The organism is Streptomyces sp. NBC_01017 (assembly GCF_045162795.1).
In the GTDB taxonomy this organism is placed as follows: Bacteria; Actinomycetota; Actinomycetes; order Streptomycetales; family Streptomycetaceae; genus Streptomyces; species Streptomyces machairae.
The window spans coordinates 676,481-700,261 of sequence record NZ_CP108683.1 but is presented as its reverse complement, the minus strand read 5'-3'; the positions used below and the strand labels follow the sequence as shown (position 1 = coordinate 700,261).

The following is a 23,781-nucleotide window of genomic DNA, read 5'->3' as shown; positions in this document are numbered from 1 at the left end:
ATTTGGATACACGGGAGGAATGGCCATGGAATCGGAAGGAAACAGCTCCGGGGAGGAGCTCCAGTCTCTCACGAGCTCTGCCGTCAATAGTCCGGACAACGATTATAACCCCACGGATCCCGGCGCCGCAGAAAGTTCACCACTGCCTGCATCCCGGGAGATTAGGGGTGGTTCGCGGGTCAAGAAGGCAAACGAGGAGAAGAAGCCTCTCGGCATCGTACGGCCGGAGCTCACCATACAGTTGGAGCGCACCGACAAGGAAAAGGCGCTCCGTGCTATCGAAAGCGCGATCGACCGGATGGGCAGGGATGTGGGTGGCGCCGTTAAAGGCCCGGAAAACTTGGCGGACGTCCAGGACCGACAAACGTTTGTTAGACGTCTCATGAAGCAGATTCGAAAAAGGTATGATGGCCTGAGTCAAGGCGAACTTGACGATATCAAGGAGCATGCCTGGGCAGTTCTCGAGAGGGGGGTGAATATGCGCGACGTTCTCGTGGCTGAGGGGGAAACGTCCATGGAACAGAAGGCGAATACTCGCAGCAAGGGCAGGACCACGGGCGAGAAAGCGCAGCAGGTCGCGGGGGTGGCCTTGATACTGTCCGGGGTTTCGAGCATCGCATTGGGAACTGCTCAGACAATTCAAGCTATTGGGTGGGATACGCGTTTCGACAATGCGCCCGGCAGGGACACGACCCTCCCGGCCTCGGCAGGTAACGAGACAAACCCGAGTAACGCGGTGCCAGCGTCGGACCCAAAGTGGGCCGAGGGGCAGTGGTTTGGCCGAATGGCCGAGAGTAATTTGGCTTCCGGTCCTGCCTTCATTGGCGTCGGAATTGGTCAGATCGCTATGGGCGTTGCGGTGCTCAGGAACTACATGGGGTGGCTTCAGAAGTGTTGCGGCGACACCACCCATCAGCAAGACATCGACCGGGAAAACGCACAGGACGAAGCCAAACCCTACGATACAACGCTGGAAAGAACCTTCTGGATCAAAAAAGAATCCGACCAGGCCTGGGATGCGCAGCAGAGCAAGTTCACAGACCTGAAGCGTGAATTCGGCCGAGGGAAAAAGGGAGAAGATGCCGAGAGCGAAAGGATGCTGCGGTTGGAGCAGATAAGAGCCGAGCTTGCGCGGCTCGAAACAGTCGTGAACGTGCTGGAAAGACTCCGGATGGAAGCCGAATACTACAGGGACGAAATTTACAGAAGATATGCAACAAAGCACCCTCCGGGGTGACGGTCTCCGCATGTGGCCAGTGGCCCGTGGATGGGCGGTGGCAGTCTCGCCTGGCGGCACAGTGGCCCCAGGCCGCGGCATGAGCCCCTGCCGTTCCCCCAGCTGCTGACAGACGGTCGCACGGGTGGGGCGGCCCGGCCTCTCAAGTGAACAGTCCCGACGCTGGGCCGTCCGTGGGCCGTGTGAGGGAGCCCGAGGCCGGACAACGACGACGGACACTGACAACCGAGCCAGAGCCGCCAGCAGTGAAAGCCCAGGTCAGTACCGCTCAATCATACGGGTTTCCCTCGGCGGCGGTCGGGCAAGATGGAACGTTTTCTTCCCCTCGCGCGAGTACGGTCCCCAGGCACACCCGAAATACCGAGCCTCCCGCTCCAAGCCATCTACACCGGGCCCAGAGGGGCCAGGCGGTGGCGGCTGTGACGATGGGTGTTCGCCGCGTGAAGCGCTCGTAGCCTCCGATGCGCAAGTCGCTTCGGCCAACAGGCGGTTGTTCAGGTCTCACTTGTGGTCTCGGTTGCCGCTTCTTCCGTAGGCATCCGTATCGCTCCGCCGCGGTTTAGGGCCGGGTCAAGGTGACCTGCCACTCCCGCTCGGCCCTGAGTAGCCGGGCGTTTCGTGTTCCGCTCCGGCGACGACGAGGAGCGCGATGTGTATGGCGGTCGGCCTTTGTGTAGGAGGCTCAGCGCGTGGTGGCCAGCCATACCGGCGTTGGATTGGCGCCGCTGGGCAGGCGGTCGACCCGCAGGTGGATCACGGTCCCTTTCGAGAGCGATGTGTGTGATCTGACGATCACAATGAAGCGGGCGCAGCGTTTGATGGTGTGTCAGGGGCGAGTGTTTTAAGGGACACTCCTCACAGCATGCCCGCCCCCAGGCAACGGACAGTTGGACCAAGTGGGGGGTGGAAATCCGCAAATGCAGCTCAGTACACGTTTCGGTGTCTCCGGCCTGGAAGCACGGATGCGACCAGCCTGACTGCTGGGCCGCGACAGGCTTGCCCAGTAGCGCAGGCGTTCCTGTCCCATCGTGATACGGAACGGTTTTGAGCGTCCGCTCCGAACAGGCCTGGAATACACTCCGGAAACCGGGTCATCCGGCCCCGGCCGTCCGTGACGGGCAGACGAAGGTGGGCCTTCCACCCTTTCCATTTAATCGGGCAGGCAAGCAATGCCACACAAGAAACTCGATATTTTGACGGACAAAGGGTTCGTCATCCTCAACCGGGTAGGGGATGAGATAGACCCGCGGAGTGGACGTCTCCCACCTACCATGACTGGAAGTCAGGCGGGGATACGAACTTCGCTGTTCTCGCCTCGGCGGTCGGGGATGAAGACCCTCATGGCTTCTGGGAGCACGGAAAACCGGACAAGGACGGCGTCTGGACGCCGGCCGTCATGAAGTCCCCTTCCTTGCAACGGTGGGTAGAGCATGCCGGGACGAGATTCGGACGTGTACGCATCATCAAGCTGCAGCCCTCGCCCAGCTACGACAAGGTCGCCAACAGTTACCTCCATCTCGATGACAACAATCGCCTCAACCCCGACGGAGAAGGCTGGATAGTCCGTGCCTGGCTGAACCTGACTGATGACCCTGACAGTTACATGATTGTCCGTGAAGACAGAGACGACCCCGCGACAGAGAGCCGGATCCCCCTTCCTCGGGGGGCGCTGTTCGTCGTTGACACAGAACGGCTGTGGCACGCTGTGTACCACGCAGGGCCGGAACCTCGCTACGCGATGATCACCAGTTTTGAGAGCGGACCGCAGCTGCAGCGCTGGATCGAGCGCAACCAGCACCAGGCGCTGTTTCTCGGATCTCCTGACTTGGGCGGGATGTTGGGGCCAGGCTGACTCCGAGCCGTGCCAGGGCGTCCTGGGGTTCCCGATCCGTGGTGCACTGGGCGTGCGGCCAGCCGAATCGATGGACACCGTTCGCCGGGTCATCGAGCAGTTGCACCCTGACGGTCTGGCCGTGCTGCCGGCCTGCCGGTGCGGACCGTGACTGACCTGTGCGGCTGGCGGCGGATGGCAAGAGCGCCCGGGGTTCACGCACCCGGACGCGGACTGCGGCTCACCTCTTGGCCGTCATCGACCAGGATGACCAGGTCATTGCCCAGCCGCGGATCCCCGACAGACCATCGGTAGGGATCAACGTCCTGTCGACAATAGTGACGAAGGCGCCCTGCCCGGACCGACGAGGGCCTCGTGCAGGCCGGGAGCCCAGGCAGTCAGGACCTTGACTGTCTCGTCCGCGTATCGCCACGTCGTCGCCTCCGGCACCCCGGACCCGGCCCTCATCTGAGCGAAGGTCTCGTTCTTCGGCATGTGGGCCAGGACCGGCAAGGCCTGTTTGAAGCAACCCGGCTTCCGTCAGGGAGAGTTCGGTTCACGCCTTCGGGCGTAGATCAGCCAGGCGACATGCTCGACCAGCTCGTACCGGGACGTCGAGCATGGAAGGGTACGGAACCAACAAAGCCCCTCGGCCGCCGGTGTGATGAGTGGAGTCACCACGCCGACGACGAGGGCTCTGTCACATCACCACCGCCGCTGACCAGCCCATTTCACCTTGCCGCACAGGATGAAGAGGTTCAGTTGGGCGACGGTCCTGTTGTCGTCCGTCATGGCGGCGAGCAGGTGCGCGGTCGGCGCATCGCCGTCGCGGGAGCCGTGGGCGCTCTTGCCGTCCGCGGCCACCGACTCCGTCCCGGCCGGAGCCTCGCCGGTCAAGTCGGCCAGTCCGCCCGGGCGTGCACCGGTTACCACGGCGGATGCGGCGATCGGTAGCACTGCCACGAACGGGTGACGCACACCCGGCGAGGGTGCGGGTCCGGCAGCCTGACCAGTCACTCAGCCAGCGACAGCCCCGAACACCGCGCCAGTGCAGGCGACTTGATGAGACAGACGGTGGCAGACCGACGGCACATCGAGGCTCCGGTCCTGAACGGTGACTGGCAAAGTCATCCGTCCACAGCGGGAGCCTCGATCTGTTCGTAGCGGCTCTCACCGACATCGTCACCACGCCGTGACCAGCACCTTCACCCACTCGCCAGGACTTTGGAACAGCCCTGGGGCTGCACGGCGTTGACCACGTTGCCTTAAAGGGAATCTCAGTGCCTGCCTCTTGGAGTGATCTTTCCATGCTGAGCTTCCGAATCGGCTCGATCGAAATAGGATTCCGAAGGCCGCCGGGTTTTCCTGCAGGACTGGCCGAGTGACTGAACCTTGAAGCCGCCTGGGTACCCGCCGGTACTTCTCAAGCAGTGCGACCAAAGGAGCCATCATGAAGGCAGCAGTCATCACCCGGTTCGGCCAGATCGGCGATGTTGTGGAGGTCAGGGATGTCCCCGTCCCGGTCGTCGGGCCGCGTGATGTGCTGATCGAGGTCCGCGCGGCTGGCGTGAACCCGGTGGATTGCCTGATGGTGAAGGGCTTCATGGCGTCCGCGGAGCTGACGCAAATGCGGGTCCTTGGCAGCGAGGTGGCTGGTGTGGTGACCGCCGCTGGTGACGAGGTGACGCGGTTCTCGGTGGGGGAGGAGGTGTTCGCCCGGGTCGACCCGCGGGTGGGCGGGGCGTTCGCCGAGTATGTGGCCGTCCATGAGGAGCTGGTCGCCGCCAAGCCGGCGAGCCTGTCGTTCGAGGAGGCGGCCGGCCTGCCTCTGGTCGCGCTCACTGCCTGGCAGGCTCTGACCGAGCAGGCCGAGGTCGGGGCCGGAACGCGGGTGCTGGTCCATGGCGGGGCGGGCGGGGTGGGCTCCGCCGCCGTCCAGATCGCCAAGCATCTCGGTGCCGAGGCCATAGCCACCGCGAGTGCCGACGGGGTGGAACTGGTCCGCGAGTTGGGCGCTGACCAGGTTATCGACTACCGGGCCGAGAAGTTCGATGAACTCCTTTCCGGGGTCGACGTGGTCCTGGACACCATCGGCGGGGACACTCAGGAGCGTTCCTTCCGTGTCCTCAGGTCCGGCGGCACCCTGGTGTCCATCGTCCCGATCGCGGACGTGGAGGCCAAGAAGGCCCAGTGGGGGGTCCAGGCGCGCAGCTTCTTCATGCGCCCCAACGGCGAGCAGCTGGCCCGCCTCGCCGCCCTGGTGGAATCCCGAGAGCTCCGGCTGATCGTGGAAACCGTCTTTCCCCTCGACCGCACCTCCGAGGCCCTGCTCAAGGTCGAGCGCGGCGGCGCCCGGGGCAAGACCGTCATCACCGTCCGATCCTGACCCGCAGCTCCGCGCTGACGAGGGCCCAGCACACGATGAGGAGCACCTCGCTGCCTGAAGGGGAGAACCGCTCAAGCTCGGCTGGAGGAACCGCATACTCAGTGCGACCATCGGCCGCAGGGCAGCTAAGGGTTGTCCCGTAAATGATCTTCGAGTTGTTGGAGACGCGGTCGACTGCTGTGCGGCTCGTTCGCCTATCCGGCGAGGTGAGGTTGTGCAGGTGGGCGTTGCCGAGCATGGGGTGGTCGACGCGGTCGCCTTTCAGGCAGTCGCGCGGGGTCTTCCAGCTCTTCGTGCGGACGCAGGGCCGCTCGGCGCGGGTGCGGGCCCGCTGGTGTTCCTCTTTCCAGGCCGGAAGTCCATCGTCCTTGCGGCGGTGGTGCGGGATGAGTGGTCCGGTGCCCTGGTAGCCGCCGTCGGTGATGGTCCTCGTCTGGCCGACGGCGGCCCTGGCGCCGGATTCCTCGCAGTGGCGGGAGTTGTGCCGGTTGCCCGGCACGGGCTGGCCGGCCAGGCGGGTGTCGGCGTCGGTGACGACCTGACAGGCCGTGCAATAGCGGTAGTTCTTCGACTGCTCGGTGACAGGGTGGTCGCGGGTGGGGCCCAGAGTCTCGTGGGCGATGAGCATGATGTCCTTGCGGAAACGCTGACGCGGCCGCTGGGCGGCCATCCGCCCCAGCTGGTCGATGATCCGGGCAGCGGCCGACGTGGAGATCTCGAAGAGCGGAGCCGGCCGGTGCATCATCACCTCCGTCCGCCCGTAGGCCGCGACCAGCAGACCTTGATCCTCCCGAGACCGGCTCCACCGCCGCCCGCGGTGCACGTCAGCCGCGTGCCTGCCCCGGACGTCACCAACGTGCCGAAGCAGCACGGGCTCAGCCCGGTCAACGGACCCATCCAGGACGGCACCAATGCCGTGATCACACCAACCACACGAAGACCATCTCGCACCGTGACCAGCCATTACGGGGTAACCCTTGCGAATAGCGGCGACACCGTGCCGGGAGTTTCCATATGTCGCTGAATCAAGACCAAGCAATGGCGTGCGTAGAGTGGTTCGAGAGAAATGGACTTAATCGCGGAGGATTCGGAAGGATCCGGGAAGAGCAGGGTGACCTCCTGAATAGGGTGGTGGCACCCAGGGCGATATTCGAGGCTCCTGGCAAAGTTGTGGCAAGTTACTACGCTGTCATGCCGGAAGGTGGAAAACTGATCGTCTGGGGATGGCGCCTGCACCGGCTCTGCGCATCCGGCCTGAAGTCAGAAAACGATCTCAAAACGGCTCTTTCTGCCCTCAGTGCTTTTTCGCAATTCAAGGGAGGGCCGAGAATTATAGACAGGCTCGGAGACCTCTTCAGTTTGGACCCAGCTGGAACCCTCAGCGGGGCGCGATCGTCGGCCGAGCGCGAGAGACTATTTCTGGCCAAATGGCAAGAGGATCATGTCCTCGTGCAGGAATGGTTCACAAGGGTACATAAAAGATTCCTTGGTGAGTTGGAAGAGATTCGTCTCACCCTCACAGAAAATCTCGTTGAGGCAACGAGGAAGATCTTGGAGGACGGGGAATTCCTCCAACAGGCAGGGATCGCGTACAATCAGCCACCCGTATTCCGGGATTCCCGGACGGATCGTGACGCCACCAGCGCAACTGCGACAGCCACGCAAGCGAGCGCACGCCTCGAACAACTGAGGGAAACCTGGGGGCAGACTTCAGCTCCTGCCAAGGCCATGCTCCGATCCGCCATCGACTTCTACACAAGCCTCCTTGAAGCCGCTCGCTCTGAGGCGTTGACCTGGGAAGAGCCGTCTCAGGCCTTTCACGACGCAGTCGCAGGAGAGATAAAGAAGGCGACCAGAGGCATCGACGAGCTGGAGGAGCGGATGAATCGACCCGTTCCCGCCGGGACCGACCTCAGTCGAACTGCCGAGGAGATTCTGACCCTGTTTCGCCGCGCCAGGGCAGCCCTCGCACAATTGGCAACCGTGATCGACGAGTACGCGGAAGAGCCTCATGTCCTCCAGAACCTGTCGCGAGATCCGCAGCATCTGCGGTGGACGCCAGAGCAACTGCGCCTCGGCATGAACGACCTTGCCAAGACGGAGGAGATCCTCGCCCAGGCCACCTCTGTCGTCGACATCGCCGTACAGATCCAGACGCTGCCGAAGCCCGGCACGGATCTCGACTCTGCCACCTGGCCTCGGCGCCACATCGACGGCATGAAGGCTCGTGTCACACAGGCTCGTGAACGCCTGGAGCAAGCCACCACGGGCACTCCTCAGTCCGCTGACCTGTCCCTTGCCTCCGGACACCACAAGGCGGCGCAGGCAATCGACACCGCTCGGGCCACGCTCGCCATCGCCGAGGAACTGACCGACAACGCCAACTGGTTCCACCAATTCATAACTGCCGCGCACCGTGACGGGACCGCCAACACTCAGGGAGCCGAGTTCGTACCCGGCGTCACCTGGACCTCCCCCGCCGATTTCATCGACTTGGTCAGCACGAAACTTTGGGATCTGAACACCGCGGACGAGAACTTGCGGGGCGTACTGCTCACTTCCCCACCCGACACCAATGACATCGCGGTCCGGCTCTACGACCTGCGATGGGCAGCCGCCGGACTCGCCAGTTTGATCGACGGCATGGACGCGTACTGCCAACCCCAGCCATGTGACCTTGTCGACTGGCTGGTTTCCGCCGAGAACGCGGCATACTGCACAAAGTGGTCGACCCGCCAATTGACCGGTGCCAAGACATACCTGGAGCGGATGGACGAGGTCTACGAACTCGCCAGAACGGCTGGGCAAAACGCCCGAGACCTCAGGAAACTCGGAGGCCTGGTGGAGGATCCCACCGTGACCCCCTGGCCGCAAGGCCTGATCGAGGAGGTCATCCACCGCAGCACCCTCGCGCTTCAAGCACTGACTCAAACTCTCGCCACTCGTTCCGCTCAAACCTCCTGACTGTCCTCCTCTACACATGCATTCGGTCGGCCGGCGCATGCGCGCAACTGCCTTCTGCTTCTGCTCGCACCCGCAACGTGGCCCCCGCGGCCGACAACCCCAGGCGGCTCACCTTGTGACTGGGCTGCCCGTGCAGACGCGCGCGTTGCTGTGGTGCCATCGCTCAAGACGTCGTCGCCCCCGTGGAGCCGTGGAGCCGTGGAGCTGTCGGTCGACGAGAAAGACGCAGGTGCAGGCCCTGGACCGGACCCAGCCGGTACTACCGGTCACCTTCGCGGCCACGGAGAAGCGCACCCACGACTATGGGCGGCACGGCACCACGACCCTATTCGCCGCGCTGAACGTCACAACCGGTGAAGTGCTGGGCGAGTGCAGGCCGAACCGGAGCGGCGCGAACTTCCTGACATCCCTGAAAGAGGCCGTCAAGCCGCATACGGGGAAGGAAATCCATGTCGTCCTGGACAACCTCTCCACGCATACGACCCCGGACGTGAAGGCGTGGCCGGCGAAGAACCCGCACGTCCACTTCCATTCGCCCCCGTCGGGTCCTCGTAGTTGAACCCTCGAGATCTGGTTCGGGATCATCACCCGGCAGTCCGCGGCACGTTCGCAAGCGTTAACGTCCCCTGGTCAAACAGATCCGCGACCACGTCAACTCCTGGAACGAGAACGCGAAACCCTTCACCAGGACCGCTACCACCGACGTCCTCGCCAAGGTCCGACTGAACCTCTTTCATCCTGAGTATTCGCAGGTGAGGAGGGTGTGGATGGCTGCGACCACTCTGCCGATGCGGTTGGTCGAGCATCGAGCTTAATCAGGATCACGAGACACTAGTTCGCCAAAAAGACACCCACCAGAGTAGCCGGGTCGTACTGTTCGAGGGTCAGATACGTATCGACATATTGTTGCGCGACGGTCGAGTATATATCGAAATGCGCCCCTTGAAGCATGAAGTGCTGCAGCCGCCCCAGGTTCGGCAAATTATGGAAAGTCATCACGTAGCGAGTCATTTGATCATCTTCGGAGTCGCTGGAATCCCCGGTATCCGCAGGTGCGAGATCACCTGGCCACATGTGTACCGCCGCCATACCGCCAGCGACGTTAGTGCCCGTCAAAACGACAATTTCTGGCATGTTTTCCTCTTTCATTCCCTAGTAGTTTGTTTCCTGCGCTCAGAAGTCATGAGTAACAGGACTCATACTAGGAGCATCCCGGCCGGTGGCCGTTATAGATCGGTCCGAGAGGCCGAACGAACGCACCGAATCCACTGCCCCTTCGTGTAACCATCTCTGCTGATGGCAGGGCGGAAGTTGGGGAGGCGCACTTTCTTCGGCGCTGCCCTGCGCCGGGCCCCCAAAAAGGCAGACCGGTCGGCGACGAGGGCACGGGCCCCGACAAGGGGAAGACGAAGCCCCATGATGGGCCGATGGCCACCATTTCCGAAGCACCGCAAAGCGCCACGCCGGACCAGCGGCATGCCGACTGGCTCGAGCTCTTCTTCGATCTTGTCTTTGTTGCACTTGCCGCCCAGCTGTCTCATAGCCTGCATGGAGACCCCAGCCTGCGCGACTTCGCCATCCTGCTGGCGCTCTACTTCCCGCCCTGGTGGATGTGGATCAATTTCACGGTCTCGGCCAATCTCTTCGAGGACGATAGTGCCCGTCGCAGGCTGCTGCTGCTCTCAGCGATGGCTTGCCTGGCTGTGATGGCTGCGGCGGTACCCGACGTGGCGGGGGAGCGCGGGCCCATGTATGCGCTGGGCTATGCGGGGACCCGGTTCGTACTGCTGGGGCTTTGGTGGCCCGCGACCCGCCTCTCTGCGCCGGTCCGGGTGCCGAAGTGGCGGCCGCTTAGCTATTGCCTGGTATCCGGAGTGCTGTGGGCGGTCTCCGCGTTCACGCCGGAGCCCTGGCGCTATGTGCTGTGGGCGCTGTTGATAGTGGCCGAAGTGGCACTGCTGATCACCGCGCGTGGACTGCCCGGGCAGTTGCACAAGAAGCATCTCGTGGAGCGTGTCGGACTGTTCGTGATCATCGTGCTCGGCGAGTCGGTCTTCACCCTGGTCACCTCGACCGACCATGCATGGACCGCCCGTGCAGGCCTCACGGCTCTGCTCGGCTTTGTCCTGCTCGCCGCGCTCTGGTGGTCTTACTTCGACTTCGGAGTGGCCTCGGCCGAGCGGACACTGGATGCCGCCCAGGGACGTCAGGCCTATCTCCTCGTACGAGACACTGCAGGGTTCTTGCACTTCTTCGTGACAGCCTCGGTGATCTGCATCGCCGGCGGGCTCGCAACGACTGTGCACGAGGCCGGACACCACCACCTGCCCGAGGGGGCGGTCATCGCCCTGGCCGGCGGACTGGCGCTGTACCACTTCACCCTCGCCTGTATCGCACTCCGTTATCGCAGCCCGCTGGGTCGGGTGGCCACTTGGGCGGTTCCCGGCGTCGGCATCCCAGTCCTGGTGATCCTCCTCGCCAACTACCTCTCCCCTTGGCTGGTCGTCCTGATTCTCGCGACCGAGGCGATCGCCCATCTGCTGTATGCCAAGGCAATGACCCGCCACCGGCCCGTAGCCGGGATGCCATAAGGAGACGGCATGTACCTGACTGAGCTTCTTCGAGTTGGCCACTGATCGGGTGACGGGCCAGGGTGCGTAACGGGCAAGGCTCCGGACGGTTGAGTGAGAGATCTGACGTCTCAACTCGTTCGCCTGGGAGCCTTGTTGGTCACCTGTCCTGCCGCATTGAATCTTCCGCATGCTCTCGTGGAGTGGGTCACGATGCTGATCGTCATCCGGGAGGGTGACCGTCGGTGCAGGCTGGCGGCCTCCGCGCGGGCTCTCATCACGCTCGTGTACCTGCGTAAGCACGACACCTTGGCCTAGGAGTTGTCGTCAAAGTGTCACGCCCACATCAGGAGCGAGGCGAGAGTGACGGCTGCCTGGTACGACGCGGCGGTCTTGTCGTACCGGGTGGCGATTCCGCGCCACTGCTTCAAGCGGTTGAAGCACCGTTCCACGACGTTGCGCCGCTTGTAGACCTGCTTGTCGAAGGCCGGCGGGCGGCCGCCCCGGCTGCCACGCCGGGCCCGGCTGCCCACCTGGTCGGCCCTCTCCGGAATGGTGTGCGGGATGCTCCGGCGCCGCAGCCAGGTGCGGATCGCCTTCGAGCTGTAGCCCTTGTCACCGATGACATGTCCGGGCCGCACCCGCGGCCGGCCCGGCCCGAGGCGGGGGACCCGGATCGCCTCCATCACGGTGGTGAACTGAGTGCAGTCGTTGGTGTTGCCGCCCGTGACCACCAGAGCCAGCGGGCGGCCCAGGCCGTCGCAGGCCAGATGAATCTTGCTGGTCAGCCCGCCTCTGGAGCGTCCGAGCGCCGGGCTGCGGCGCCCCTTTTCGGGCCCCGGCCGCGTGCTGGTGGGCCCGGACGATGCTGGAGTCGACCGACACCAGCCAGTCGACGTCCCCGGCCGCGTCAGCCCGGGCCTGCGCGGCCTGCAGCATCCGGTCGAACGTGCCGTCCGCGGCCCAGCGACGGAAACGGGTGTGCAGGCTCGCCCAGGATCCGTACCGCTCGGGCACATCCCGCCAGGCCACCCCGGCCCGGAACTTCCACACGATCCCGTTGAGCACCGTCCGGTCATCCAGCCGAGGCCGCCCCATCGACGTCCGGGGCAGCAACGGCCGCACGAAGTCCCACTCGGCATCGGTCAGTTCATGGCGACGTATCACCCGACCATGATCCACCAATCAAGATCACATTGACGACAGACCCTAGCTCGCCACCGGGTTCCCGGATCCGTGAGAGCACGGCCCACGCCTATCGCCGGCGTGGTCTACGTCGCCTTCGTCGTGGACACCTTCTCCCGCCGCATCGTCGGCTGGTCCGCGGCCACTCGAAGGAGACACGGCTCGTCCTGGACGCCCTCGAGATCACTCTGTGGCAACGAGACCGGGACCAACGCCCCCGCCAGGAAGGCCAGTTGATACACCACAGCGACGCCGGGTCGCAGTACACATCGTTCACGCTCGCCGAACACCTCGAGCGGGCAGGCATCGCCGCCTCGAGCGGCTCGGTCGGCGACGCCACGACAATGCCCTGATGGAGTCCACGATCGACCTGTTCAAGACCGAGTTGATTAAGCCCCGTCGGCCATGGAAGGCACATTCCGAGGTCGAGCCGGCCACCGCCGAGTGGACCGACTGGTACTGCCACCGTCGACTCCACGGTGAGATCGGGAACATCCACCGGTCGAATACGAGACCAACTACTAACCCGAAACCACGAAACCCCAGGTCGCAGTCACAACCTAGAGTCTCGATCAAACCCGGAACGGTTCAGTGGCGCTCGAAGGCGCGTTGGGCGTCCTCGTTCCGTTTCCCCGCCGGGAATCTCATCACCGTGAAACGCCGCGGCCGTAAGTGGGGTCGCGGGAAGCTGCCCAAGTTGGGATGGGTCACCTTTAGGTGGTCACGCCCGCTCGGCGGTGAGGTATGGTCTGCGACCGTCAGCCGCAGGGGCGGCCACTGGTTCGTGTCGTTCCTCGTCAACGACCAGGCGAGAACGCCCGAGCAGCATGCCATGCCGGGTACGGTGGCCGGGATCGACCGGGGCGTGAAGGCGGCGGCCGTCACCTCCGACGGCGAGTTCTTCGACCGGCCCTTCATCACCGCCGGCGAAGCCGTCCGCTTCCGGCGGCTTCAGCAGCAGCTCGCCCGCACGAAGACGGGCAGCGCCAACCGGGTCAGGGTCCGCGCCCGCATGAACAAGATCATGGGCCGGGTCACGAGCCGTCGCGCGGACTTCTGCGCCGTCACGGCCGCGTACCTCACTGCGAAGAACGCACTCGTCGTCCTGGAAGACCTCAAGACCCGCAGCATGACGGCCGCCGCGTCCGGCACGCTCGCCGAGCCCGGCAGCCGTGTGGCCCAGAAACAGGGCCTGAACCGGGCCATCCTCGACAAGGGATGGCACCGCCTCGAACTCGCCCTCACCAGCGCGGCCCGGTACACGGGCACGCGCGTGGTGAAGGTCAACTGCCGCGCAGCCCGGGCTGTGGAGCGGTGCGGCAGGGTGACGGCGGCTGACTTACACGGTGGCCGTAACTGCCTTTTCGATCGTGTCCACTACGGTGTGCGGCTGGGATACGGCGACAGAGTGGCTGGCCGGGACGGACACCACAGTGGCGCCGATGCGCTCGGCGATGCCTCGCTGGGCCTCGGGAGTGACCGTCCGGTCCTGCTCACACAACACATACCAGGAGGGCAGCTGCTGCCATCCCACCTCGCCTGACGCCTCCGACAGACAAGCCGGTGCGGCCGGACCTTGGGAAACGGCCATCACTTCTGCCTCACGAGGCGGCACATCACCGGCGAACAGCTCCGCGAACCGCTCTCGGTCAAGCGTCAGGTATCCCTGCTTGTCGGCCACCACCGCACCCAGTCCCTCCGACGGCGCGAAGCCTTCCAGGACCGCACCCGCGCTCTCTCCCGGCCGGGTCGCGACCGCTGCCACATACACCAGAGCCGACACCTGCTCCGTTCCATGCGAGGCATTGGAGATCACCGCGCCACCGTAGGAGTGTCCCGCCAGCACCACCGGTCCGTCGAACTGTGCCACCGCGCGCCGTACGACAGCCACATCATCGGTCAAGGAACTCAGCGGGAGTTGCACACAGGTGACGCTGTGGCCACGGTCCAGCAGCTCGCGAGCCACCAAGCGCCAGCTCGAGCCGTCCACCCACAGACCATGAACCAGAACCACATTCGCCACAGCTAGTCCCTCACTTCTGTATTGCACTCAGAGAACGCCCATTATTGACCGGACTCCCCAGCGCATAGTGGGCTGCAGCAACCATTGCCCCAAGAGGCGGACTTCTAGGCAATGAAACGGCTTTCACTCGCTGCAAGACACCATCAGGGCAACCCTTGATGGCACGCTTCGACGAGCGTGGCCCCTTGCGTCGAAGGCTTCTGCTGCCCAGGCCCTTTGTGAACACCATCCGTCCGCGAGCCGCCGGCCGGACCGGCACATCCCGGCCGGACGGTGCTCGCGTCCGACCGGGCCGGCATCAGGCCTGCGGACTCCTGTGGAGATTGAGTTGAACATTCATGTCAAGCCTCTCCTGGCGCTGTGGGAGTGGCAGGGCGAGGCCGCCTGCCACGGCATGGACATCTCTGTGTTCTTCTCACCCGGGGCGGAACGCGGCAGCGCGCGGCGCGCTCGGGAGGCCACAGCAAAGGAAGTCTGTGCTGGCTGTCCTGTGCAACTGCCCTGCGCCGAGTTCGCCGTCTCCACTGGCCAACGCTATGGAGTGTGGGGCGGACTGACCGAGTCCGAGCGCAACCGCGTCCCCCGTCCGGATCGCCGCTGACTGCAGCCGCCACCCGCAGTCCTGGCTGGACCCTTGCGGCGGAAGGAAGACTCGGAGTGCCTACTCACCTGATACAGCGTAATACCGCTGCGAGGGCCTGCCTTTTGCGTGCCGCCCACGCCCGAGCCTCGCGGGAGCGACCTCCACCTCCGCCCTTGAGTGAAGACGGGCGGTCATCCCCGCCAGTGCGCAGGCCGACGCTTCGTCGCAGCAGCTCAACAGAGTCAGGTCTCGGCGAGCGAGCCTGAAGACCAGGCACGCAGTGTCGCCGACGTGGATCTCAGGCTCGATCGAGGTCCAGGGCCGGCTCACCTCTGGACAGAGATCGCGCTGGCCGATGCGCGTGAGCCGCGGTGACGTTGGCCTGGGGCCTATTTGCTCAGCGCGTGGCGTGCTGGTTCCGCCCCGTCCAACCGTATCGGCAGGGGCACACGTTCGAGATGCGCCGGTTCAGCCCCGGGGGAGGCCGTGCACGGCAACGCCCAGATGCTGAGGGGTCAATGAACCGAGCCAGCCGACCTGGCGGCATCCGTTCAGCTGGAGCGGGTCGGCCGCAACGCCGGTGACAGCCAGCCCTGCAGCATGAGCCGCATCAACTCCCGGCTGCGAACTCTCCAGAGCGTGGGCCTTCTCGGGCGCCACGCCCAGCAGCGAGCACGCGGCGCGGTGCACGTCGGGGGCGGGCTTGGGTGCCAGGTCGCCTCCCGCGCCGACGGCCACGACGAATCGTCCGCGGAGGCCGGCCTCGTCGAGGAGCCGTCCGAGGAGGGGCTCGGGCAAGTTGGAGGTTATGGCCAGTGTGGTGCCCGTTTCGTCGAGTGTGTCCAGCAGCGCAGCGGCTCCCGGCATCAAAGGCAACGACGCCCACTCGGTGGCCCTGCCGAAGTAGTGCAGCAGCTGGGCTGCGGCTTCGTCGTCGGGCATGTCCACGCCCGCCTCACGAGCGAGTAGGGCGGCGGTGTCAGGGATTGAGCGACCAGGGCTGAGTACATGGTGCCGGTGGTACCAGATGCCGCCGAGTGAGAGCAGGAAGCAGCGTTCTGCAAGCGCCTGCAGCGGCTCGGTGTCCAGCAGCAGCCCATCACAGTCGAAGAGCACGGCCTCGGCGTGTTGTTGTGCCACAGTCATGGGGTAGGGGTTGACAACCGCTGCGTTTTTCATCAGTGAGCCTCAGTTTTCTCATATCTTGATGGTGTGAAGTTTTCCGAGTGGGAGGCGCGCAATGGCGTGCGCTACCAGACCGCGCGTGGGCGTGGGTGAAGGTGGGCCGTATGCCGGTGCCGGTGCGTCGGACGCCGTCTGGTATGTGGCTGGTCGGCGAGCCCACTCCGCAGGTGCCCGGTCGCGTCGTGGTGTACTGCCGGGTCTCGTCGGCGGACCAGAAGCCGGACCCTTGACGGGCAGGCGGGCCGTGTGGTCCAGGGGGCCACTGGTCTCGGCCTGCCGGTCGCGGAGGTCGTGACGGAGGTCGGTTCGGGGCTGAACGGGCGTCGGCGCGAGCTGCATCGGGTTCTGTCCGATCCGTCTGCCGCTGTGATCGTGGTCGAGCACCGTGACCGGCCGGCCCGGTTCGGTGTCGAGCACCTCGATGCCGTGTTGTCGGCGGCCGGGCGGCGGTTGGTCGTCCTCGATCCCGCCGAGGCGACCGGTGATCTGGTGCGGGACATCACCGAGGTGCTGACCTCGATGTGTGCCCGTCTGTATGGGCGTCGCGTGGCGAGGAACCGTGCCGCCCGTGCGGGTGGCTGTGGCGACCGGCGAGGCCGTTGAGTGAAGAAGTTCCGGCCGCGGCCCGGCTGTGTGGTGCAGGCGTACACGTTCGCTCTCGATCCGAATGCCGGGTGTGCGCTGCGCTCGCATTGTGGTGCGGCGCGGGCGGGGTACAACTGGGCCGTGTCGTGGCCGACCGCTGGTTCCCCAGCTCAAACACATGCTCGGACTGCGGTGCGACGAAAGCCAAACTGCCGCTGCATGTCCGAGTCTTCACCTGCGATCTCTGTGGCCTGGTCATGGACCGGGACGAGAACGCAGCCCGTAACCTGGCCGCCCTCGCGGCGGCCCGCACGACTGGTACCGGAGTGGCTGGAGACCAGGACACGCCAGGCGTGTCGAAGCCCCGTGGAGCCGACCGTGAGACCCGTCGCCAACACCCCGGCCAAAGTACCGGCCGGGGCGGACGGGCAGGTGGCGCGAGCCTGCCGCACCAGCGGCAAAAGGAAACGGGAGACCGTCGTCAGGACACCGAAGCGCAACCCACGCATAGGTGACACCGTCACGGACCTTCCAGACGGAAACGTCTGGAAAGCTGAGAGTCATTGAGACTCTGAGCAACGGCCACCTGCAGTGCATCACGCGGGGCAAGCCTCCTTCTGGCGTCCGAGCGGATGCCCAGTCGCCTGAATGCCTGGCCGAACTCTGCGAGCGGGTAGGCGTGCGGGACGGCGCGCTCGGTGGGTATCCGTCCGGTCGCGATCAGGTTGAGCGCGGCAGCGAACCTGCCGTCCAGCGATTCGATGGAAGCGACAACCCGCTTGCTGTGATCAGCTGGCCGCGCCGGGCGAGACGGGTCAGGCCGGCCTGCAGGCCGGGGCGGGAGTTGCCGACGACGATGTCGAGCCCCCTCTCCGAGGGGCTGCTCCCCCTCCGCGGATAAAACATCGGACAGCGAAGGCATCGCCACTTATGGGTCTCCTTCCCGGAACGCCCTTGAAGAGGGCGGATCATCATCACGGACCGCACAACAGGCTTTGAAACAAGACGAGTTGTACCGCCCGGGCAGGCTCGGTTGCATCGAGATCTTGACTTCAATTCCCGGAGACGTCAATTCAAGACCGGGGAGCCGGAACCGCCGGTTCGCCTGCCGCACATGAACCGTTGACCTGCGGTAACAGCTGCTCAGGTCAGTAGTGAAGGGAGGTGCGCACCCCCGGGGGGTGCGCCCTTGCGCATCGGTGTGTGAGGAGGAGTCCGGTCGATGCTGCCCTTTCGGGCAGTAGGGCGTGGAGAAGTTCCGGACACCTCGTCAGGTCATCTACCATCGTCGGTGGGAGTTGCAGCGTTCCTTCGTTTCCCGGTGCTCTGCTTTCCGGCTGTTCACGGTCAGGTTCGAGTGAATGGCAACGGTGTGAGCTTTTCGGACCTGTACAGGTGTGACCCGGCTACTGAGACGGCATCTGCTGCAGGCGGTGAGGTATCAGCCGCGGCCACACGGCCGCACATCAGCTCGTGCGGGCGGCGGCCCCCGGCAGAGAAGGCCTTCCCTCCGGCTCGGCATGCCAGTTCCTGATCAACAAGAGATGCGTGATGTGCCAGGTGGCCCCCTCATTCGTCGCTGAACCCACCAACGCCACCACACGGAACTCGCGGACGAACGACCCGGCGCACGGTATACGACACGATTCGAACCTGCCCGTTCGCGGCCACGTACACACAGGTCAGAACACTTCTGACCTTGATCAGTGCACGCCCTGCGGAACCTTGGCGCAGGTTCGAATTTCCTACCGGCCCCCGTCTGTGAGGTGCCCACAGACGGGGCCGGGCAGCACCGCGCCTTCGCATATATGCAAAAGCCTCAGGCCGACTGAATGTGCCACGAACCTAGAATGATCCGGCCGTGCTCGTGGCGGCAGAAGTCGCATCCTGGAGAACTGCGTGCGAAGAGACATGAGATCACTGCGTCCGAAGCGGGCCGGTGTGCTGCGCGAGGTGCGAGGGCGGCAGGGGAGCACCGAGCGGATCGTCGTGCTGGACGGCCTGCGGCTCGCGGCCGCGCTGATGGTCGTCGCCTATCACTATGTGGCGTTCGGCGGGGGCTGGGAGGGCTCACAGGCGGAGCTGTTCCCGGTGATCTTCCGGCCATCCGCCTACGGCTGGCTGGGCGTTGAGCTGTTCTTCATGATCAGCGGCTTCGTCATCTGCATGAGCTGCTGGGGACGCAGCGTCGCGGACTTCTTCACCTCGCGGGTGATCCGGCTCTACCCCGCCTACTGGCTTGGCGTGATCGCCACCACGACGATGGTGGCCCTGGTAGCCGGCGGCATAACGCCGCTCGCCTGGCGCGATGTACTGGTCAATCTGACGATGCTCCAGCGGCCGATGGGGGTCGACCCCGTCGACAGCGTGTACTGGACGCTCTGGGCCGAGTTGCGCTTCTACCTGCTGTTCGCCCTCGTCGTGCGGGGCGGACTCACCTACCGGCGGATAGTCGCCTTCTGTCTCGCGTGGGCGACCCTGGCACTGCTGGCCGGCGGATACGACCTCGGTCCCCTCGACGACCTGATGGTCGTGCCGCACTGCTGGTTCTTCATCGCCGGCCTCGCTTTCCACCTGATGTACCGGTTCGGGCCCAGTCTGCTGCTGTGGGGCATCGTCGCCCTCTCCTTCGCCATGAGCCAGCACACCGTGATGCAGACCTGGCGCCAGACCCTGGAGCACGTCGGACACAACATCCCCGGCTGGGGCGTGGCCGTGATCATCACCGTCTTCTACGTCATGATGGCGGGCGTCTCCCTGGGCTGGTTCCGGCGGATCGACTGGCGATGGCTGCCGGCGGCCGGCGCGCTCACCTACCCGCTGTACCTGCTCCACCAGTACATCGGCTGGGAGATCTTCCGCCTATTCCAGCCCTCGGTCGACCGCTGGGTCCTGCTCGGCAGCACACTGGCGGCCGTGCTGGCACTGGCCCACCTGGTGCACCGCTGGGTGGAGCGGCCCCTCTCTCGTCAGCTCCAGCACGCCCTGCACTCGGCCTTCGCCCAGATCCGTGCTGACAGCGCCTCCAGCGACCGGCATCCGGGGCCCCAGACCGGACCGCCGCACGACCTCGACCAACCCGCCCGTTGCTCAGAGTCTCTGTGACTCTCGGCTTTCCAGATGTTTCTGTCTGGAAGGTCCGTGTGGGTGTCACCCCTGCGTGGGGTGCGCTTCGGTGTCCTGACGACGGTCTCCCGTTTCCTTTTGCCGCTGGTGCGGCAGGCTCGCGCCATCTGCCCGTCCGCCCCGGCCGGTGTTTGGCCGGGGTGTTGGCGACGGGTCTCACGGTCGGCTCCACGGGGCTTCGACACGCGTGACGTGTCCTGGTCTCCGGCCACTCCGGTACCAGTCGTGCGGGCCGCCGCGAGGGCGACCAGGTTGCGGGCTGCTCGCGCCTGCGCAGGTCAGTCATCGACGCGACCGGGAAGCTGCCCGCGCAGCCCCTGGAACCGGCACTGGGTACCTTCCGGGGCTGCGCGGGGGCACCCGACGTTCTCGATTCCGGTGGGGCGAAGCCGTCCGGGAACGATCAAAGGCCTTGGGGATCGCGATACATGCCTCGTCACTCCTTCCAGCCGACGGCCGCCGTCCGGCCGGCCACCCGCCCGGACGGCCGCCGAGCTCCCACGGCCCGGGCCGCTCGGAGGCGACCTGTACCCCTGCTGGGCGGCGAGGCAGAGCCGCGTGCGTCCGGCCCGCGGGGGGAGGCAGGGCGCTCGATTCAGTCCTCGTCACGCAGCCGGAAGTCAGAATGTCCGCTGAGAATGCTCGATCCGCACTCTGGGCGGTCCCTGGTGACCTGCCACTGAGCCAACACCGCCAGCTGATCCTCGCTGCCCGGCTTCACACGCGCATCCGCCGGCCGACAGCGTGCACCGATGACAGGGACTCACCACGAAGCAAGGTCAACCGCAGTTTCGTTTATGCGCGCCGTCATTCCCACACGCGCGCAACCTGCTGTGTGACAGCTCCCCTCCCTTTACATCACGCAGGAAAACGCAGAACCGGTTCTGACGTAGCGCACCCTTGACCAGAGGGGGGTGCCCCTTCTGCCAGCTGAGGGAGCCCACCGGGAGGAATCTCGTTGAGGCCTTATGTCGGCTTGATAAGCCGCTGCCGCCGACGGCGGCGGTACGCGAACGCCCTCTGCATGTGAACGATCACGGTCCTAGCCATGGCGTGAGCCGATGGCCTGACGGCTCGTGACGGTGACGCCGAACCGTCCCCGCCTGGCGACTCGACCTTCCCTGCCTGCTCGGCCGAAGGTCCGCTGCGTCCTTCGCTTCCCCACGGAGATAGCCGATGACCCACAACGAAACCCTCGCTCTCCCGGGCGAGGCCACTGCACAGTCGCCTCGCCGCTCGGGTGAGTACATCGGTGCGCGCTTCCGGGCCAATCCTGAGACGAGCTGGTGGATTCGTACGGTGCGCACGTTGCTTCCGGTCTGGTTGCGTCGCCGTATCGCCCATCGGCTGTCACCGCACTATCGCCAGCGCCTCAAGCGACTGCTCGCGGTCTGCCCTTCCCCTGAGAAGGTGCGAAATCGGGCACGCAGCCGGCTGGCTGTGTACCGCTACCCCCAGGCCTTCGCCGACGGACGCCGGCTGCGCCTGGAGCGAGGTGTGCCCAAGGCCGTTCTGACACGGCCGGACATCACACCCTTGGCCGCGCGCCGCCACAACCTCAGCATGGTCTGCTCCACTCTCCAGCAGGCCGGAATCGACTACTTCTGTGTGCGGGGAAAGCACGATGGATCAACCGTCGTCGCCGTGTCCGAAACCGACCGCCACACTGTCCTGCGTGAGCTGGCTTTGCTGTGCGAGCGGACAGCAGGTTACGTCTCACCGCTGGGCAACACAGCCATCACCCCGCGCTCGAGCAAACCCGGATACGCCCGGGCCACCTGGCGAGCTCTCTCACGCACCGCTGTCATCCGCATGACCTGGTACCAGGCGGACCCCACACTGCGCCTTGTCCTGGGCACTGCATACGGGTGCGACCTCGAATTCTGGACGGCTGACGGAGATTTCCTGCTCGCCCCGCGCCCGAACCGGATCACCGACCGCATTCCCCGCCACGACACGGCTGTCCAAGCTCCCGACGCCCTGTTCAGCCAGCTGTACGCTGCTCACCATCGGCAGACAAGCCTTCGCGTTCGTACCCGGCAGCAGTTCCAGCCCACGCTGCCCGACGACATCACCTTCCCCATCGACGCCGTCTACACCTGGGTCGACGGACAGGACCCCGCCTGGCTGCAGCGCCGTGCCGCAGCAGGTGGACAGCCTTACCACGCCGAGGCCGCAAACTCAGCCCGCTACGTCAGCCACGACGAACTGCGCTATTCCCTGCGCTCCCTGCACCAATACGCGCCCTGGGTACGTACCGTCTATCTCGTCACCGACCAGCAGGTCCCGCACTGGCTCGACACCAGCGCCCCCGGAGTGCAGGTGGTCAGCCACCACGACATATTTCGCGACCCCAGCATTCTGCCCACGTTCAACTCCCACGCCATCGAAAGCCAGTTGCACCACATAGACGGCCTGTCCGAACACTTCCTCTACTTCAACGACGACGTCTTCCTCGGCCGACCCGTCCTTCCCCAGCACTTCTTCCGCGCCAACGGCATCACAAAGTTCTTCCCCTCACCCGCCCACATCCCTCTCGGGCCGCCCAGCTGCGACGATCCGCCCGTATGCGTGGCGGGCAAGAACAACCGCACGCTGCTCCAGTCCCGCTTCAACGTCTTCATCACCCAGAAGATGAAACACACCCCACACGCCCTGCGCCGAAGCGTCCTGCAGGAGATCGAAGACACCTTCAGCGACCAGCACCGCACCACAGCAGGCAACCGCTTCCGCAGCCTCAACGACCTGTCGATCGCCTCCAACCTGCACCACTACTACGCGCACCAGACCGGCCGGGCCACTCCGGCCGAACTGCGCTACACCTACCTGGACCTGTCGCACCCCCATACCGCCGCACGCCTCGACAGGCTCCTCGCCAGCCGTGACCGCCACTCTTTCTGCCTCAACGACACCGTGTCCGGCGAACAGGACATCGCCGACCAGCAGGCGCTGCTCAGCCCTTTCCTGAACAGCTACTTCCCCGTACCGAGCCCGCTCGAGCAAAGGGCAGGCAGCTGTTGAGTAATCCGTCAGTGCGTCTCGGTCTCTGTTGTCTTGTGCCGTGACGGCGTGCAGTTCTCCGAGTGGGAACGGTGCCTCTTGGATGGGCGCCGCCGAGCGGTTCGAGCGTGGGGAGCGCATCGGAGCAGTCGCCGAGGAGTTCCGCGTCACCGTGCCGACGGTGCGCAAGTGGCGCGAGGGCGGGGCGCAGGCGTTGCGCTTCCAAGGGGCCGGTGTCGGCCGAGCGGCTCTCCGCCCTCCAATGGGCGCGCATCAGCGCCCTCGTGGCCTGCGCCTTCATCACCCTGTCGCATTGCCGTTTCCGCTTTGGCTGTGCGCCAGGGCGGCCAACAGAGACTCCGCCAGATTGTCGGCGGACGTCCCGGTGGCCAGGCGTCGCAACTGCTGTCCGAAGACCAAGGCCACAACGGTGCCGGCGAGCTGGGTGGAGATTCGGGCCGATGGCCAGCCAAATCCCGTGCCGCGTGGTCACTTCCTCCGCCTTGATCACCAGCAGCTTCTCCGGCACGTTGCCGCGCCAGGACACGCCGGTCGGGCTGGTGTTGTGATCCAAGGTGGCGATGAAGTCCGGTTGCGCGGTCCAGGCGGCGGCCACTAGGTCATCGACCGTCCGCTGCCCGTCCGAGTGGTCGCTGTGCAGATGGAGGTCTCCGCGCTACCAGCCGCTGCCACGGCCGGATATCACCGAGGGAAGGATGTCGTAACGGACCGCGGGCAGTAGGTCCCCATACTCCACGGTCACCTGGACCTGCCAGCCCCTGCCGCCCACCTCACGGACCACCGGCCCGAGCGCCACAGACCACTTGCCCGGCCGGATCGGCCTGCCAGGTAACCCGCGTGGCATCCGCACCGGACAGCGTGAAGTCACGCCTGGCCCTGCTTGACCAACCGCGGAACCCGGTCGGCCCGAAGATGCCGATGCCCAGGTTGTTCGACCAGGTGCCGGGCAGGGACGGAGACTTCACCGACTCGAAGCCGGTACTCACCCCGCGGCCGATGAAGAACTCCCAGTCGTTCGAACGAACGGTAGGCCACATTCGTTGCCTCGGGAAGTGCTCGGCCCCGCCAACATGCCCCCGTCGAGC

15 protein-coding genes and 5 pseudogenes are annotated in these 23,781 nt (G+C 65.2%); 13 read left to right on the top strand and 7 right to left on the bottom strand.

Annotated features, from left to right (window positions below):
• Nucleotides 1-25 precede the first annotated feature (25 nt).
• Nucleotides 26-1,237, top strand: coding sequence for a hypothetical protein (locus OG331_RS03455; protein WP_406191444.1), 1,212 nt, complete (start codon nt 26-28; stop codon nt 1,235-1,237).
• A 1,396-nt stretch (nt 1,238-2,633) separates the two neighbouring features.
• Nucleotides 2,634-3,089, top strand: a complete 456-nt coding sequence (locus OG331_RS03450) for a hypothetical protein (RefSeq protein ID WP_406191442.1) — start codon at nt 2,634-2,636, stop codon at nt 3,087-3,089.
• A 289-nt stretch (nt 3,090-3,378) separates the two neighbouring features.
• Here OG331_RS03450 and OG331_RS03445 read toward each other — a convergent pair.
• Nucleotides 3,379-3,749 (bottom strand): annotated as a pseudogene (locus OG331_RS03445) (IS5/IS1182 family transposase); the annotation flags it as partial.
• A 24-nt stretch (nt 3,750-3,773) separates the two neighbouring features.
• The gene (locus OG331_RS03440) at nt 3,774-3,965 is read right to left on the bottom strand and encodes a hypothetical protein (protein WP_406191441.1); all 192 of its coding nucleotides are present in this window, start codon (nt 3,963-3,965) and stop codon (nt 3,774-3,776) included.
• A 553-nt stretch (nt 3,966-4,518) separates the two neighbouring features.
• On the opposite strand from OG331_RS03440, the gene OG331_RS03435 reads away from it, so the two are divergent.
• Nucleotides 4,519-5,454, top strand: a complete 936-nt coding sequence (locus tag OG331_RS03435) for an NADP-dependent oxidoreductase (RefSeq protein ID WP_406191439.1) — start codon at nt 4,519-4,521, stop codon at nt 5,452-5,454.
• A 208-nt stretch (nt 5,455-5,662) separates the two neighbouring features.
• On the opposite strand, the pseudogene OG331_RS03430 reads toward OG331_RS03435, so the two are convergent.
• Nucleotides 5,663-6,387, bottom strand: a pseudogene (locus tag OG331_RS03430) (IS5/IS1182 family transposase); the annotation flags it as partial.
• 81 nt (nt 6,388-6,468) lie between these two features.
• On the opposite strand from OG331_RS03430, the gene OG331_RS03425 reads away from it, so the two are divergent.
• Nucleotides 6,469-8,418, top strand: a complete 1,950-nt coding sequence (locus OG331_RS03425) for a hypothetical protein (RefSeq protein ID WP_406191437.1) — start codon at nt 6,469-6,471, stop codon at nt 8,416-8,418.
• A 229-nt stretch (nt 8,419-8,647) separates the two neighbouring features.
• Nucleotides 8,648-8,977: a transposase gene (locus OG331_RS03420; RefSeq protein WP_406191435.1), complete on the top strand. Its 330-nt coding sequence runs from the start codon at nt 8,648-8,650 to the stop codon at nt 8,975-8,977.
• A gap of 272 nt (nt 8,978-9,249) precedes the next feature.
• Here the strand turns inward: OG331_RS03420 and OG331_RS03415 are convergent, their stop codons facing one another.
• Complete coding sequence (locus tag OG331_RS03415) at nt 9,250-9,567, bottom strand: hypothetical protein (RefSeq protein ID WP_406191433.1); 318 nt, start codon at nt 9,565-9,567, stop codon at nt 9,250-9,252.
• A gap of 278 nt (nt 9,568-9,845) precedes the next feature.
• Here OG331_RS03415 and OG331_RS03410 point away from each other — a divergent pair, with 278 nt between their 5' ends.
• Nucleotides 9,846-11,009, top strand: a complete 1,164-nt coding sequence (locus OG331_RS03410) for a low temperature requirement protein A (protein WP_406191431.1) — start codon at nt 9,846-9,848, stop codon at nt 11,007-11,009.
• A 135-nt stretch (nt 11,010-11,144) separates the two neighbouring features.
• Nucleotides 11,145-11,303, top strand: a pseudogene (locus OG331_RS03405) (IS5/IS1182 family transposase); the annotation flags it as partial.
• 20 nt (nt 11,304-11,323) lie between these two features.
• Here OG331_RS03405 and OG331_RS03400 read toward each other — a convergent pair.
• A protein-coding gene (locus OG331_RS03400; RefSeq protein WP_406209671.1) for an IS5 family transposase occupies nt 11,324-12,152 on the bottom strand; the annotation gives its coding sequence in 2 pieces (ribosomal slippage) (nt 11,324-11,819 and nt 11,818-12,152; 831 coding nt in all).
• A gap of 373 nt (nt 12,153-12,525) precedes the next feature.
• On the opposite strand from OG331_RS03400, the gene OG331_RS03395 reads away from it, so the two are divergent.
• On the top strand, nt 12,526-13,716 hold the full coding sequence (locus OG331_RS03395; RefSeq protein WP_406191429.1) for an RNA-guided endonuclease TnpB family protein: 1,191 nt from the start codon (nt 12,526-12,528) through the stop codon (nt 13,714-13,716).
• On the opposite strand, the pseudogene OG331_RS03390 reads toward OG331_RS03395, so the two are convergent.
• A pseudogene (locus tag OG331_RS03390) lies at nt 13,606-14,187 on the bottom strand (alpha/beta hydrolase); the annotation flags it as partial. The gene OG331_RS03395 and the pseudogene OG331_RS03390 overlap by 111 nt on opposite strands.
• 325 nt (nt 14,188-14,512) lie before the next feature.
• Between OG331_RS03390 and OG331_RS03385 the strand changes: the two are divergent.
• Entirely contained in the window at nt 14,513-14,797 is a 285-nt protein-coding gene (locus OG331_RS03385; RefSeq protein WP_406191427.1) for a WhiB family transcriptional regulator, read from the top strand.
• Nucleotides 14,798-15,247: 450 nt separating this feature from the next.
• On the opposite strand, the gene OG331_RS03380 is transcribed toward OG331_RS03385, so the two are convergent.
• Nucleotides 15,248-15,919, bottom strand: a complete 672-nt coding sequence (locus OG331_RS03380; protein WP_406191425.1) for an HAD family hydrolase — start codon at nt 15,917-15,919, stop codon at nt 15,248-15,250.
• A 72-nt stretch (nt 15,920-15,991) separates the two neighbouring features.
• Between OG331_RS03380 and OG331_RS03375 the strand changes: the two are divergent.
• From OG331_RS03375 to OG331_RS03360, 4 genes and pseudogenes are all read left to right on the top strand, one after another.
• A pseudogene (locus OG331_RS03375) lies at nt 15,992-16,567 on the top strand (IS607 family transposase).
• Nucleotides 16,486-17,064 (top strand): zinc ribbon domain-containing protein, encoded by a 579-nt coding sequence (locus OG331_RS03370; protein WP_406191423.1) that lies wholly within the window; start codon nt 16,486-16,488, stop codon nt 17,062-17,064. Before OG331_RS03375 ends, OG331_RS03370 begins: the two are co-directional and overlap by 82 nt.
• Before the next feature lie 1,396 nt (nt 17,065-18,460).
• Nucleotides 18,461-19,654: an acyltransferase family protein gene (locus OG331_RS03365; protein WP_406191421.1), complete on the top strand. Its 1,194-nt coding sequence runs from the start codon at nt 18,461-18,463 to the stop codon at nt 19,652-19,654.
• Nucleotides 19,655-20,851: 1,197 nt separating this feature from the next.
• Complete coding sequence (locus OG331_RS03360; RefSeq protein WP_406191419.1) at nt 20,852-22,696, top strand: stealth family protein; 1,845 nt, start codon at nt 20,852-20,854, stop codon at nt 22,694-22,696.
• The last annotated feature ends 1,085 nt before the right edge of the window (nt 22,697-23,781 follow it).

What these genes read in the sequence shown, in the direction of transcription:
- OG331_RS03455 (WP_406191444.1), top strand. Translation starts at nt 26, where the DNA reads ATGGAATCGGAAGGAAACAGCTCCGGGGAGGAGCTCCAGTCTCTCACG.
- OG331_RS03450 (WP_406191442.1), top strand. Translation starts at nt 2,634, where the DNA reads ATGAAGTCCCCTTCCTTGCAACGGTGGGTAGAGCATGCCGGGACGAGA.
- OG331_RS03435 (WP_406191439.1), top strand. Translation starts at nt 4,519, where the DNA reads ATGAAGGCAGCAGTCATCACCCGGTTCGGCCAGATCGGCGATGTTGTG.
- OG331_RS03425 (WP_406191437.1), top strand. Translation starts at nt 6,469, where the DNA reads ATGTCGCTGAATCAAGACCAAGCAATGGCGTGCGTAGAGTGGTTCGAG.
- OG331_RS03415 (WP_406191433.1), bottom strand. Translation starts at nt 9,567, where the DNA reads ATGAAAGAGGAAAACATGCCAGAAATTGTCGTTTTGACGGGCACTAAC.
- OG331_RS03410 (WP_406191431.1), top strand. Translation starts at nt 9,846, where the DNA reads ATGGCCACCATTTCCGAAGCACCGCAAAGCGCCACGCCGGACCAGCGG.
- OG331_RS03395 (WP_406191429.1), top strand. Translation starts at nt 12,526, where the DNA reads ATGGAGTCCACGATCGACCTGTTCAAGACCGAGTTGATTAAGCCCCGT.
- OG331_RS03365 (WP_406191421.1), top strand. Translation starts at nt 18,461, where the DNA reads ATGAGATCACTGCGTCCGAAGCGGGCCGGTGTGCTGCGCGAGGTGCGA.
- OG331_RS03360 (WP_406191419.1), top strand. Translation starts at nt 20,852, where the DNA reads ATGACCCACAACGAAACCCTCGCTCTCCCGGGCGAGGCCACTGCACAG.